At 66.3% G+C, this 13,650-nt stretch carries 10 protein-coding genes and 3 pseudogenes; 7 read left to right on the top strand and 6 right to left on the bottom strand.

Annotated features, from left to right (window positions below):
• A complete protein-coding gene (locus ACVIHF_RS12450) occupies window positions 1–1,518 on the bottom strand; it encodes an MFS transporter (RefSeq protein WP_456792154.1) in 1,518 nt (505 codons plus the stop codon).
• A gap of 214 nt (window positions 1,519–1,732) precedes the next feature.
• Between ACVIHF_RS12450 and ACVIHF_RS12445 the strand changes: the two are divergent.
• Window positions 1,733–2,642 (top strand): annotated as a pseudogene (locus ACVIHF_RS12445) (LysR family transcriptional regulator).
• A gap of 181 nt (window positions 2,643–2,823) precedes the next feature.
• On the opposite strand, the gene ACVIHF_RS12440 reads toward ACVIHF_RS12445, so the two are convergent.
• A complete protein-coding gene (locus tag ACVIHF_RS12440; protein WP_456780697.1) occupies window positions 2,824–3,735 on the bottom strand; it encodes a LysR family transcriptional regulator in 912 nt (303 codons plus the stop codon).
• 124 nt (window positions 3,736–3,859) lie between these two features.
• Here ACVIHF_RS12440 and ACVIHF_RS12435 point away from each other — a divergent pair, with 124 nt between their 5' ends.
• Window positions 3,860–5,299, top strand: coding sequence for an MFS transporter (locus ACVIHF_RS12435; RefSeq protein ID WP_456792153.1), 1,440 nt, complete (start codon window positions 3,860–3,862; stop codon window positions 5,297–5,299).
• Window positions 5,300–5,319: 20 nt separating this feature from the next.
• Here ACVIHF_RS12435 and ACVIHF_RS12430 read toward each other — a convergent pair whose 3' ends face one another.
• From ACVIHF_RS12430 to ACVIHF_RS12420, 3 genes and pseudogenes are all read right to left on the bottom strand, one after another.
• Window positions 5,320–6,510, bottom strand: a complete 1,191-nt coding sequence (locus ACVIHF_RS12430; protein ID WP_253608986.1) for an MFS transporter — start codon at window positions 6,508–6,510, stop codon at window positions 5,320–5,322.
• Window positions 6,507–7,090: pseudogene (locus ACVIHF_RS12425) on the bottom strand (N-acetyltransferase family protein). The gene ACVIHF_RS12430 and the pseudogene ACVIHF_RS12425 overlap by 4 nt, the downstream one beginning before the upstream one ends.
• Window positions 7,091–7,177: 87 nt before the next feature.
• A pseudogene (locus ACVIHF_RS12420) lies at window positions 7,178–7,294 on the bottom strand (GNAT family N-acetyltransferase); the annotation flags it as partial.
• Window positions 7,295–7,397: 103 nt separating this feature from the next.
• On the opposite strand from ACVIHF_RS12420, the gene ACVIHF_RS12415 reads away from it, so the two are divergent.
• A complete protein-coding gene (locus ACVIHF_RS12415) occupies window positions 7,398–8,297 on the top strand; it encodes a LysR family transcriptional regulator (protein ID WP_229159697.1) in 900 nt (299 codons plus the stop codon).
• 129 nt (window positions 8,298–8,426) lie between these two features.
• On the opposite strand, the gene ACVIHF_RS12410 is transcribed toward ACVIHF_RS12415, so the two are convergent.
• Window positions 8,427–9,224: a DUF899 domain-containing protein gene (locus tag ACVIHF_RS12410; RefSeq protein WP_456780700.1), complete on the bottom strand. Its 798-nt coding sequence runs from the start codon at window positions 9,222–9,224 to the stop codon at window positions 8,427–8,429.
• A 217-nt stretch (window positions 9,225–9,441) separates the two neighbouring features.
• Here ACVIHF_RS12410 and ACVIHF_RS12405 point away from each other — a divergent pair, with 217 nt between their 5' ends.
• The 4 genes from ACVIHF_RS12405 to ACVIHF_RS12390 all read left to right on the top strand — a co-directional run bounded on the left by ACVIHF_RS12405 (window position 9,442) and on the right by ACVIHF_RS12390 (window position 13,629).
• The gene (locus tag ACVIHF_RS12405) at window positions 9,442–9,951 is read left to right on the top strand and encodes a MarR family winged helix-turn-helix transcriptional regulator (RefSeq protein WP_253608990.1); all 510 of its coding nucleotides are present in this window, start codon (window positions 9,442–9,444) and stop codon (window positions 9,949–9,951) included.
• Complete coding sequence (locus ACVIHF_RS12400) at window positions 9,948–10,808, top strand: DMT family transporter (RefSeq protein WP_456780701.1); 861 nt, start codon at window positions 9,948–9,950, stop codon at window positions 10,806–10,808. The genes ACVIHF_RS12405 and ACVIHF_RS12400 overlap by 4 nt, the downstream gene beginning before the upstream one ends.
• A 165-nt stretch (window positions 10,809–10,973) precedes the next feature.
• A complete protein-coding gene (locus ACVIHF_RS12395) occupies window positions 10,974–13,070 on the top strand; it encodes a YncE family protein (protein WP_253608992.1) in 2,097 nt (698 codons plus the stop codon).
• A gap of 91 nt (window positions 13,071–13,161) precedes the next feature.
• Complete coding sequence (locus tag ACVIHF_RS12390; RefSeq protein ID WP_456792152.1) at window positions 13,162–13,629, top strand: carboxymuconolactone decarboxylase family protein; 468 nt, start codon at window positions 13,162–13,164, stop codon at window positions 13,627–13,629.
• Window positions 13,630–13,650 lie beyond the last annotated feature (21 nt).

The following is a 13,650-nucleotide window of genomic DNA, read 5'->3' as shown; positions in this document are numbered from 1 at the left end:
TCACTTCGTGCCGTGAGCCTCGGCCTGCCGCACCGGCCACGCATTGAAGATCAGGAAGCTGAGCGCGGCCATGACCCACACCCCGATGCCGCCATAGAGCATCACCCAGCCGAAGCCGCTCGCGAGTGCCTGATGCACGACCGGGCCGGTCAGCTCCGGCGCGGCTGCGACGTCGCCGGCCGCGATCCGCTCGCCGATCGCGCGAAGTTGCGCGCCGTCCAGCGCCGGTAGCACCGCCTTCAGATGCGCCAGCACGCCGCTTGCCAGGATGAAGCCCATCAGCGCGATGTTGACCGAAAGCGAAACCATCCGCGCGCTCATGTCGATGCCCGAGGCCATGCCGGCGCGGTCGTTCGAGACCGAGCCGGTCGTCGTGTTGGTGACCGGCGTGTTGGTGATGCCGAGGCCAATTCCGGCGAGCAGGCAGCCGGGCAGCATCGTCAGCCAGTCCGGCTGCGCGGCGGCGCTGGCGAATTTCATCAGCATGAATCCGGCGCCGATCGTGAACAGCCCCACCGGAATGATCAGTCCGGGCTGATAGCGCAGCGACAGTCGTTCGGCGAACGGCGGCATCACCAGCGTCGGCAGCGTGTAGGCAAGCAAGGCAAGTCCCGCGGACACGCTGTCATAGCCGAGGCCTGCATGAAACCAGATCGGCAGATAGATCATGAAAGGCCAGTAGCTGAGGTTCATCGCCGCCGAGCCGACGATCGAACCGGAGAAAGCCGGGATCCGAAAGACAGAGAAGTCGAACATCGGCCGCCGGCTGATTCTCTCGGCAACCAGGAACGCGGCGAAGCTCGCCGCGGAGACGCCGAGGATCACAAGCCCCTTCAAGCTGACGAAGCCGAGATCCGGCCCCTGCGTGATGTAGAAGGCGAGGCAGAACACCGCGACCGACATCGTCACGATACCGGCGACGTCGAGGCTGCTGGCCTTTGGGTCCCTCGATTCATGCACACCGCCGATCGTGAGCACGAACGCCGCGGCCGCGAACAGCACGTGGACGAGGAACACCCACTCCCAGCTCAGCACCGCGACGACGGCGCCGCCGATGATCGGGCCGAAGCCGAGGCCGATGCCGAAGATGACGCCCCACCAGCCCCAGGCGACGGCGCGCACCCGGCCGCCCTGGAATTCGTGCGAGAGCACGGCGATCTGGCAGATCAAGAGCGCGCCGCCGCTGAGGCCCTGCAGGAACCGGGCGACAATCAGCGTTTCGACGCTCGAGGCGACGCCGCAGATCAGCGAGGTGATGCCGAATGCCGCGATCGCGACCAGGAAGATGCGCTTGCGGCCGTAGCGGTCCGCCACCGTCCCGATCGCCATCAGCACCGTGGTGACCGCGATCGTGTAGGCGTTCATGATCCATTGCAGCGCCTTGAAGTCGGCATGCAGCACCCGCTCCAGCGTCGGCAGGATCGCGGGGATGCTGGAAATCTCCAATCCGAACATCAGGCAGGCAAGGCATACGGCAGACAGCACGACAGCGCCGCGGCGGCTCAGTTCAGTAGACATGATCAGGCCTTTTGTTGTGGCAAGCCAACGGAGTACCGCACGCTGTTGCCAGGGTGCTGGCAGCAGCGTCGGTCGATCGACTCACGATGTATTGAGGCAGCAGCGGCAGGAATCGGGTGGCCACGGCGCTTCACAACGCAAAGCTAGTCATGGCTTGAGCAGTGGTGAATTGGATGACTAGATATTTCAGAGACAACAAATCCGGATGACTGACATGACCACGCTCGACGTCGACGCCGTGAGGACATTCGTGACCATCGCCGATCTCAAGAGCTTTACGCGCGCCGCTGAAACGCTCGGCACCACGCAGGGCGCGATCAGCGTCAAGTTGAAGCGGCTGGAAAGCCAGCTCGGCCACAGGCTGATCGAACGGACACCGCGCCTGGTGCGCCTGTCGGCGCAGGGCGCAGCTTTCCTCGCCCCGGCGCAGGAATTGCTCGCCGCGCATGATCGCGCCGTCGCGGCGTTGTCGCCCGTGCGCCCGCGTCGCTTCTCGCTCGGCATTGCCACCCATGTCGGAGGCGCGGAGGTTCCGACCTTGCTGACGCGGCTGCATGCGCACGACCCGGCGCTCACCATCGAAGTAAGGCTCGAGGATTCCCGCGACCTGCTCGACGCCTTCGACCGCGGCGAGATCGATGCCGCCATCATCCGCCGCGAGGACGACCGCCGCGACGGCGAGATGCTGGCGACGGACCACTATGGCTGGTTCGCCACGCCGGACTTCGTCCATCGCGCGGGCGAGCCGCTGCGGCTCGCCGCCTCCTCGCCGTCCTGCGGCGTGCTCAACATCGCGACGCGCGCGCTGGCGGCGGCGAACATCCCGTGGACGGAAAGCTTCCTGGGCTGTGGGTCCTTTTGCTGTCGCCGATGCGGTCGCCGCAGGCCTCGCTACGTCGGTGTTCTCCCGCCGGCTCGCCCCGGCCGGGACGATCGAGGTCAGCCGGCGGCTCGGCCTGCCTGCCCTGCCGCCGTCCGAGATCATGCTGCTGTCGGCGCTGTCAGATGCAAAATCACGCGCGGTCCTGAAGACGATCGTTGGTGCCTTTCGCGAGCATCATCGGATGCCTGCGAATCGCGCGGCAGAGGACATCCATACCGTCACGGAAGTTGTCGGCTCCTGAACGGTCTGCGCGCCGGCCGGCTAGTGTGCTGAATGCGAAGTTCGTGCGATTTCGCGGCAGCCACTTTCACGAACTTCGCATTCACAAAGCACACTAGAATCATAAGTTTGCTAGTGTCCTTATCGAATCCGAAGTTCGCTCCGAAGGTGCGGCAAATGATGCGAACTTCGGATTCGGGACACTAGCGGCGCGCCCTTCCGGCGCGCTTTCCCTCGAACAGCGCACGCTCCGAGGCGAGCGCCCTGGCGAGAAAATCGAGCGTCGCGCGGATGCGCGCGGTGCGCTTGAGATCGTCATGCGTCAATAACCACAGCGCCGAGCGCGGCTCCGCCAGTGCTTTCGGCGTCAGGCGGCGCAGCGTGGGCGCGAGATCGCCGACATAGCAGGGCAGCAAGGCAAGCCCCAATCCCGCCGCAGCAGCATCGCGCAGCGCCGGAAGCGCATCGACCCGGCAGGTGATCCGCACCGAACGCACGTTCTCGCGCATCCAGCCGGCGATGACGGTCCCCGCCAGCGCATCGTCGAGCCCGATCCAGTCGTGCACCGACAGATCCCCGTCGACGCGGCGGGCGAGATAGGCGCGCGATCCGTAGACCGCATGGGCAATATCGGCAATGCGCCGTCCGACCAGCAATTCGGATGGCGCCGGCGTCGGCCGGATCGCGATCTCGGCCTCGCGGCGCGTCAGGTTCGCCATCGCATTCGAGATGATGATCTCCGGCTGGATCTCCGGATGCGCGGCGCGCATCGCCGGCAGATGCCGCATCAGCACCGCGCCGAGCGTGTCCGTCGTCGTGATCCGCACCGGCCCCGACGGCCTGAGGTCCTGCCCCGCCAGCTTGCGCTCGAGCGCAAGCACTTCGTCCTCCAGCCGGGCTGCCGACGCCGCCGCGATCTCGCCCGCCGGCGTCGGCGCGTAGCCGTCGCGGAAGCGCTCGAACAGCCGCGTTCCGATCGCATCCTCGATCGTGGCGAGCCGGCGAAACACGGTGGAATGCGTGACGCCGAGCCGGCGCGCCGCCCCCGAGAGGCTGCCTTCCCGCGCAACCGCAAGGACAAGGCGAAGGTCATTCCAGTCAAGCGGGCTGTTCATTTTTGCAAACTCAATTGGCAGAGTTGGCGAATACCTTATCACGGACAAACAGGCCATCTTCCCGAAAAGTTCGGCCGACGGGCGCACCTCGTGTGCCGCGCTGGCAACGCAGAGGAGCTGGCAGGTGACAAGCGAGACTACCGAGACGTTGCAATTGCACGACACGCGGCCCTCGGCGATCGATCCGCGGCGATGGCTGGCGCTGCCGGTGCTGCTCACCGGCGCCTTCCTGCCGATCCTCGACTTCAACGTCGTCAACCTCGCACTGCCGGTCATTCGCGACAATCTCGGCGCCAGCCCGAGCGAGGTGCAGTTCGTGATCTCGGCCTATGCCGCGACCTATGCGGTCTTCCTGATCACCGGCGGCAGGCTCGGCGATCTCCTGGGGCGGCGGCGGATGTTCCTGACCGGCGTCGCCGGCTTCACGATCGCATCCGTGCTGTGCGGCATCGCGTGGTCACCGGCCATGCTGGTCGCCGGACGAATCCTGCAGGGCCTGACCGCGACCGTGATGGCGCCGCAGGTGCTCGCCTCGATCCGCGTGCTGTTTCCGGCGGCCGAACAGGGCCGCGCGCTCGGCTTCTATGGCGCTTCCTTCGGCCTTGCTAATATCTGCGGCCAGCTGCTGGGCGGCGTGCTCGTCTCGGCGCATCCGTTCGGACTGGCCTGGCAGGCGATCTTCCTGATCAACGTGCCGATCGGCCTCGCCGCCTTCGTCTGCGGCCTGCTGTTCTTGACCGACTCGCGCGCCGCGCACGCGCAGCGGCTCGACGTCGGCGGCGTCATCCTGCTGTCGCTCACGCTCGGCCTTCTGATCTATCCGCTGATCGAGGGCCGGGAATCCGGCTGGCCTATCTGGATCGTCGCGATGCTGTTGGCCTCTCCGCTGATGCTCGACGCTTTCGTCCGCTTCGAGGCGCGCCTCGAAGCCCGTGGCGGCGATCCGCTGGTCGCGCCGCATCTGCTGCGCAACAGCGATTTCGTGATCGGGCTGGTGATGGCGCTCGCCTTCTACATGCTGTCGTCGTTCTATTTGACCTTCGCGGTCTACCTGCAAAGTGGCCTGCACCAATCTCCGTTGGAGGCCGGCCTTGCCACCCTGCCCTTTGCCGCCGGCTTCTTCGTCAGCTCGCTGGTATCATCGCTGGTGATGCAATGGCTCGGTGCCCGCACGCTGACGCTGGGCTTTGCGCTCCAGGTCACAGGCTTCGGTGTCGTGATGCTGTCGGTCGGTGGCGCGCTTCCGCAAAGCCTCGAATTCGGCCTGATCTGCGGCGGGCTCGGCTTCGGCACCGTGATGCCCTCGGTGATCAAGGCTGTGATCGGCAGCATCGATCCACGCCATGCCGGGCTGGCATCGGGGATGATGATCTCGACCTTCCAGATCGGCGCCGCACTCGGCGTCGCGATTATCGGCGGCGTCTTCTACAGCCTGCTCGGGCCGCATCCGCAGGCCGACGACTACGCGCACGCCTTCACGATCGCGCTCGGCTGCAATGTCGCGCTGCTGGCGCTCGGCGGCTGGCTGTCGCTGTGGCTGCCGCGCGAGCCGGCGGCGGGTTGAGATCGACACCGCCGACGCGGCTATTGCTTCGCGGCCGCGAGCGGCGGCGGAAACAGCAGCTTGAGCAGGATGGCGGCAAGCAGCGTCACCAGGGCGAGACCGGTGGAGAGATAGAGCGCGCTCGCATCGCCGAACCGGTCGATCACGATTGCATAGATCAGCGGCGCCGCCGCCGGCAGGATGAAGCTCGGGACAATGAGCCGGCCGACCAGCGTGCCATAGCTGCGATGATCGAACAGGATGAGCGGCAGCGTTCCCCTGGTGATGGTCAGAATGCCGTTGCAGGCGCCGTAGAGCAGCGCAAACGCAATCCCCATCTCCCGCGCCGATCCGCTGAACAGGCCGGCGATGAAGGAGAGCGGCATGATCAGGCAGGCCATCAGGTTGAGCGCAAGCGGATCGATCCGGACGCCGAACAGGACTTCGCAGAGGCGCGCGGCGGATTGCCCGATCCCCCGCAGCGTTGCGATCCAGACCGCAACGGTGACGGTAAGCCCGAGGCCGGTGAGCACCGCAATCATGTGCGCGGACATGCCGGCGTTCAAAAAGTTCGCGCCGGTCATGGTCACGGCATAGAGCCCGCTCGCCGCTGCAAGCTGCCGCCGCCCCACCGCGCGCGGTTGCCTTGATGCCACCGCAGAGCCCGGCACGCCGGCAAATCGCTGGTTCGGAATCAGCAGATGCAGCGGGATCGTCAATAGCGCAATGCCGGCATAGACCAGCACCGCGATGCGCCAGCCGAAATGGTCCGAGAGCGCATGGCCGAGCGGCCAGAACACGGTGGCGGCCAAGCCACCAAGCAAGGTGATCCCGGACATCGCACGGCGCGCCTCCGGCCCGCCGATCCGGGCCAGCGCCGCGAAGGCGGCATCGTACAGCGTCAGCCGCATGCCGAGGCCAAGAACGATCCAGGATGCGAAATAGCTGCCGATCTGGTGCGAGACCGCGAGGCCGGCGCAGCCGAGCGCATTGATCGCGGCGCCCGCGACCATGACCTGCCGGCCGCCGCTTCTGTCCACCCACCTGCCCGCAAGGGGCGACGTCACGCCCATCACCAAGAGCGCCGCGGCAAATCCGCCGTAGACGATGTCGCGGCTCCAGCCGAGATCCGCGGCGATCTGCTCGCCGAACCCGCCGACCAGATAGTAGGTCGCGCCCCACGAGATCAGTTGAGCCAGCCCGAGGGCAATCACGACCCGGCGTGCGATCACCGGGCCGTTTCCCTGTCTGACGGAAGCGTGGAAGCGCCCGGCCCCAGCGGCCGCTGCGTCAGCACGGTGTCGACCCATTGCCCGAGCTTGAAGCCCACCGACCTCAACGTTCCGACCATCTCGAAGCCCATGCGACGGTGCAGCGCGATCGATCCGGCGTTGCCGCTGTTACCGATCACGGCGATCATTTGCCGCCACGGTCCCGCCTCCGACCGTTCGATCAGCGCCCGCAGCAGCGCCGCGCCGACGCGGCGGCCACGCAGGGCTTCCGACACGTAGACCGAGTCTTCAATGGTGTTGCGATAGGCCGGCCGCGGCCGGTACGCTGTCGCGTAGGAGTAGCCGGCCACCGGCCCCGTCCGTCGATATCGGCCACGATATATGGCAGCCCAGCGGCCAGCACGGCGGCACGGCGCCCGAGCATCTCGTCGAGTGTCGGCGGCACTTCCTCAAAGGTTGCCAGCCCGTTGAGCACGTGGTGCGCGTAGATGCGCTGCACCTCCGCCATGTCGACCTCTGTGGCGTCGCGGATCACGGTGTCTTCGTTGTCTCTCATCCTTGCCTCGTCTAGCGGCATCATGCCCGTGCTTCGACGGCGCGTCGGTGCACGTTGCGGGCACCACGGGCTCATCTCGACATCGCTGCGCGACAGTCCGACATCCGCAAGCAGGCGATCATCGAGCTCGCGCAGCGCCTGCCGGCGGCGGATGCGCGAATGCGGCGAGACCGCAAGATAGCGCCCTAGCTCGACGATGACACCGCCAATGGACTTGAGGCCGGACAATGCCTGCTCCCGGTCTGCCGAAGCCGTCGCTTGCCGGACTATGCGCCCCGCCGTTATATAAGTGAAGCTTTGACAGCTTATGCGCGGTATAAGAGATACTTTGATGAAGAACCTCAACCTCGATTATCTCGAAAGCTTCGCTGTCGTGATCGACTGCGGCAGCTTCTCGGCGGCGGCCGAGCGGTTGCAACTCACGCAGCCCGCGGTGAGCCTGCAGGTGCGCCAGCTCGAGCGCAGCCTGAATGCGACCTTGATCGAGCGGGTCGGACGCAAGGCCAGACCGACCGCCGCCGGCGTCGCGCTGCTCTCCCATGCGCATCAGATCAATGCGGCGGTGGCATCGGCGGTCGACGCCGTTGCACAGCAGACGACGGGAACGGCAGGCCGCGTGCGGCTCGGCACTGGTGCGACCGCGTGCATCTTCCTGCTGCCGCCGATCTTAAAAGAGTTACGGGCCGCGCTGCCCTCGCTGGAGATCACGGTCACGACCGGCAACACCGCGGAGATCGCAAGGGCGGTCGAGGAAAACACCATCGACATCGCGCTCGTCACGCTGCCGGTGTCGGGACGCAGCTTCGAGATCACGCCGGTCATGAACGACGAGTTCGTGCTGATCGCGCCCCGCGACATGCAACTGCCGGCGCGGATCACGCCGGAGGTGCTGGCGACCAGGCCGGTGCTGCTGTTCGAGCCGGGCGGCAACACCAGGCGCACCGCGGACGAGTGGCTGGCCCGCGGCGGCGTGTCGTTGAAGCCGTTGATGTCGCTCGGCAGCGTCGAGGCGATCAAGGAGATGGTGCGCGCCGGGCTGGGCTGTGCGGTGCTGCCCGGCATGGCCGTCCCCGCCAGGACCAAGCAGCGCGACCTGGTCGTCCGGTCGCTGTCACCAAAGCTCTACCGCCGGCTCGCGGTGGTGATCCGCCGCGACAAGCGCCTCGATCGCGGGCTGCGGCAGACCTTGTCGGCGCTGAAGGCACTCTCGGCCAAGGACAATGGCCGCTAGAGCGTCGAGCGAGGCGGACGCCGGTCCGCGTCAAGAAAGCAGGCATGACAAGGAGCGGGAGCTTCGGTTCTGATCCAATCAAAACCGAAGCCCTCGGAAGCACGCCGCGCGTTCTCCCCGTTCTACCCCTTACGTCGCTTTGCGCTCCTGCTCCGCGATCTTGCGGAACGCGGCCTCGCCGGCATCGGTCACCGCCGCCCATTTTGCGTTCGGCGTGGCCTCGGCGTCGTAATTGTCGTGCCAGTTCCACCATTTGTAGGTCGGGCTCTGCGGATAACCCTTCGGCGAGTCCTCCCAGAGTTCCTGGCGGCCGAGCGGCGTGATGTCGAGATAGCTCCACACCGTACCCATCGCCTCGTCGCCGCGGCTGTTGACGAAATAGGTGCGGAAGATCCGCTCGCCGTCGCGGATGAAGACGTTGTGGCCGTGCCACTCGGCAACGCCGAAGTCGGTGTCAAAACTGTCGGTGATCGTGTACCACGGCATGTCCCACTCCATCCGCGCCTTCAGCCGCGCGATGTCGGCCTGCGGCGCGCGCGAGGCGTAAGCCAGCGTGGTGTCGCGCTGGTTCAGATGGGAGAGGTGACTGACCTGATCGGCGCCGAGCGAACAGCCGCGGCAGCCATGGTCCGGCCAGCCGAACACGCCGGGCTCGAAGAAGGCGCGGTAGATGATCAGCTGCCGGCGGCCCTCGAACAGGTCGAGCAGGCTCGCCTTTCCGTTCGGTCCTTCGAAGACATACGGCTTCTCGACCGCCATCCAGGGCATCCGCCGCCGCTCCGCCGCAAGCGCGTCGCGTGCCCGCACCTGGGCCTTTTCCTTCACCAGCATCTCCAGGCGCGCCGCCTCCCACGCCTCCCGTGACACCACCGGCGGCGTCTGCATCGCTGCCAGTCCGCCGCGATCGTTTTCAGATGATTTATTCATGATGGTCTCTCCATCTCCGATTTGGACGAACTCCGCTCCCCGAGCGCGGTTCCAGCGCCGGCGGCCGTTCGTCATTGGCCATGCCGCAATCTGGCTCGGCAGTGCTGGCGAGCGGGAGTGACAAGTGTGTCGGGATTTTTCGCGCAGGTGGTCAGACCGCATCACCATGTTTGTGATATGCTTGCACTTTGCAATTAACTATGCGAGCCTCGCCGGCATGAAGCAAACCGCTGCCCCCGCGTTCGATGATGGCCTCAAGCTAAGCGCATGGCTGCCCTACCGCCTGTTCCTGGTCGCGGCGCAGGTCGCCCGCCCACTCGAGCGCTTCTACGGCGAGACGTTCGGATTGAGCCAGGCGGGCTGGCGCATCCTCGCCGTCATCGCCGAGCGCGACGCGGCCAACGCCTCCGAGATCGGCCGCGCCTGCGCGCTCGATCCGTTCGCGGTCAGCCGCGGCATCGGCCAGCTCACAGAGCTCGGCTTCGCGGTGCGACGCTCCGGCAAGTCCGACCGACGCTTCGCCGCCGTCAGCATCACCCGCAGCGGCCGGGCCGCGTTCAACCGGATCGCCGCACTCGGCAGCGCGATCGAGGCGCGGCTGCTGGCGCGGCTCTCGGAGAGCGAGCGAACAATACTCGACTCCGCCCTCACCCGGCTTGAGGGAGAAAGCGCGCGGATCGACGCCGACGGCTGGCGCGCACTGCGCGATGACGCCGGCGCGCCATGACGGCCCTGCTGTTCGCAGTGACCGCGCTGCTCTGGGGCGGCGGCGCGCTGGCAACGGCAATGCAGGCCGGCGTGACGCCCGCGCCGTGGTCGGTCGCGCTGCGCATGGTGCTCGCGGGCGTCATCCTGCTCGGCTACAGCCGGATGCGCGGCGTGCCGCTTGCGATCCCGCGCAAGGACCGGCCGGCGGTCGCGTTGCAGGGCCTGCTGTTCTTCGCCATTGCCTTCATCGCCTTCTATGAGGCGACCGCACGCATGCCGAGCGGGCTTGCGGCACTCGTGCTGTCGACATCGTCGCTGTTCGCGGCCGTGATCGCGCGTGCCGCACTCGGCGTGCCGATCTCTTCCGGATTCGTGTGGGGCGCGCTGTGCGGCATCCTCGGACTGGCGATCATCTTCCTGCCCGGTGCCGCCGCGCAGGGAGTCGCACCGCTTGCGGGATTCGCCTGGGCGCTCACCGCGGCCATCGCAACCGGCGCCGGGACAACGGTCGGTGCGCGCAACCAGCGCGCCGGACTGCCTGTCGCCTCCGTGCTCGGCTGGGGCGCGTTCGTCGGCGCGGCGGCGAGCGCGCTGTGGGCCGTCGCGACGGGCACGCCGTTTGTAGCCGACATTTCGCCCTCCTACGTGGCGAGCTTCCTCTATCTCGCGATCGCCGCGTCCTGCATCACCTTCATGCTCTATTTCGAGCTGGTGCGCCGGCTCGGTCCCGGCCGCGCGGCCTATACGCTCGTGCTGGTGCCGCTCGTCGCGCTCGTGCTGTCCGCGCTGTTCGAGCACCTTGCGCTGGGCTGGCCGGTGCTCGCCGGCGCCGCCGCGATCCTTGCCGGCAACGTGCTGGTGCTGGCGCGCGCTTGACCGGCTCGTCGGCGCACAGCCAGAGGCATGCGGCAAGTTGTCCCGCGCCGGCGATCGCCGGCCAGTCAACCTCTTATTTCCCGATCGCATTAATCGGACGTTGTCCGGCTCGCATATAAAGAAGCAACCCGGGACGACGAGGCGGCTTCGCAGGGTTACCCGATCGTGAATTCCATCCGCAGAATCGGCAACACCGAGTACTTCGCAATCCAGGTCGACGGCCAGGATGACTGGATCATGCGTCCTGCCCTCGGCCAGCGGCCCGCGCGGAATGCCGGGCTGCTGCCGGATGGCATCGCCTGGTTCTTCAACACCGACGCTGGATTCATCTTCTATGATCTCGCGCATCGCCAACTCGTCGATCGGCTGCAAACGCCCTGGGCCCGCGGCCACGACGGAAAGGACGCGCGCGACGATTATCTGAGTTACGGATTTCTCCAGAGCAAGGATGGCCGGTTCGTCTATCTCCTGCTTTATCACGCCGCGAACGCGACTGACCTGCATGTCATCGACCTCGAGCGCAGGGCGATCGTCCGCTCGGTTCTGGACATGCCGAGCGGCAACTCGCTGTGCCCGCCGGTTCTGGACCAGGCTGGCCGGATTCTGGTTTCGGCGTTCCGGCACGACAATGGAATTATCGCGCTGCTGCTGCGCATCGATCCTCAGACGGGCCATCACGAGGTGTCGAGCTGCGAGGGATCGCGGGCGAGGTCGTTCCTGATCCGCTCGAGCCCATGCGGCCGCTATTGGTTGCGCGCCGACAACTCCCGCCTTCCAATGCTCACCGAGGAGGCCTCACTCGTCTCGCGAATGCTGGGCAGAGACACCACAGCGCAGCGGGAGTATTTCAGCTTTGCCGTCGAGATCTGGCAGGCGTTTCCGCTGCGGCGGTTGCATTCCGTCGCGCCGATGTGGATGCAGGCGGAAGGGCTGCCCGACAACGGCCACATCGACTACGACCGGCGCAAGCAAGGATTGCCGCCGCAGCGCGGCGGGATCTACCGCACGGTGTCGCAGTTGCTGGATCAGGAGGGCTCGCTCACGACCAACCGGATCAGCGCGACATCGCATCCCGGTCTGTGGCCGGATCCGAACGGCCACTACGCCAATGTCAGCAGCAATCTGCGCGACTTCGAACTCTCCGAGCGCGACGTGATCGGCTGGCAAGGCGATGGCCAGGCCTTCTGGTTGAAGCGGCAAGACTTCGTCGCCTGTGTCGGCGTGGACGGTACGGTCTCGCCCAAGATCATGCTGGAACGGTTCGGGATGGACAGCCGCCCCTGGCTGGTCAACGCTCGCGGTTGGTCGGAGGCGACGCCCCTGCCGGACCGTCGCCTCGATATGCGGTTCACGGAGGGGATGGTGACGGTCTCCGGCGCGCCAGGCGATCCGGTACACCGCGTCCGGGCGGTGCCCGTAACCGAGGATCATTTCAGGCCCGCGCCTCCCGAGCCGCAAGACGAGGACAAGGATGCCGCGCTCGCCAAGAAGGCCGAGACGCTCGCCAAGCGGTTCAGCACCTACGCCGTCGATCTCGCCTCGATGAGCGAGCCCGATTGTATCGCGGCCATCGATGCGCTCACGGCGCAGATCGGTCCCGATATCAACGAGCGTCCCTACGACAACCACCTGCAGGCGGTGTTCCGTTGCGATGGCAAGCGGCTCAACGAGAAGAAGTTCTTCACGCATGTCGCGAAGCACTGCCCCGGCGCCGCGCCTGCGATCCGAAGGCTGATCGACGCGGTATGCACGCACATCGGACCGCATGCCAACGCCTGGTACGATCCTTACGGAGACGAGATTCCGACCGCGCTGTTCGGCTACGCCGCATGGTGCCTCGCGCGCCTGGACAAAACGAGCAACGATGTCCTGCTGCGCTACTACGGGCTGGTCGATACCGACCACGAGAACTTCTTTTTCGAGAAGATCGCTCCGTTGATGCTGGAGAACGCAGGCGACGCGAGTGCTCGCCTGGAGCTCGCGGAAGGGTTCTATTTCGGTGATCTCGGCAATGCCATCGATCACTCGGCGCTCTGGCGAATGGCGAAGATGGCCGAGCATGCGGCGAGCCTGATGACGGCGAAGCAATATGCGGCGCGATTGCTGGCGCGCGCAGCCGCGACCTCCGCCGCGCGATCGAAGTCGGAGTTCGGGTATTATTGTTTCGACAATCTCGCGCGGTTCCTGACGGATCCTTCGCAATGGGAAACAGAGCTGCTGCAAGAACTTCGGCAAGCGGCGAGCGATCTCGCGCCCCAATAGCGCCGCGGCAGATGAGAATATCGCGCCGGCATGTCACATTCGCCGTTCCTCGTTCGTCATGATGTCGTCAACCAACCCAGGGAAACCGACCATGACTGTCAGACTTGATCCGCTCGCCGCCGCCCCCAAGATCATGAAGATCTGGTTCGACGCGTCGGTTGCGATCTCCTCCAGCCTCGAGCCGAAGCTCGCCGAGCTCGTGAAGATCCGCGCCTCGGAGATCAACGGCTGCGCCAATTGCATCAATTTGCACACGACATTTGCCCGCGATGAGGGTGAGACCGAGCAGCGCATCTACCTGCTGTCGGCCTGGCGCGAAGCGCCCTGCTACGCCGATCGCGAGCGCGCCGCGCTCGGCTGGACCGAGGCCCTGACGCGGATCTGCGAGCAGCATACCCACGTCGCAGCCTACGAGACGCTGAAGGCGCATTTCACGCCGGAGGAGCAGGTCAAGGTGACCTTGCTGATCAACATCATCAACGGCTGGAACCGGATCGCGGTCGGCTTTGGCGGCTTCGTCGATCCGCACGTGATCAAGGCCAGGACGGCCGCGGCGTGACCGCGGAAACGGCACGAGACG

Source organism: Bradyrhizobium sp. USDA 4506 (assembly GCF_054058795.1).
The sequence above is the reverse complement of the archived record's forward strand: the minus strand, read 5'-3'. Positions and strand labels throughout refer to the sequence as shown.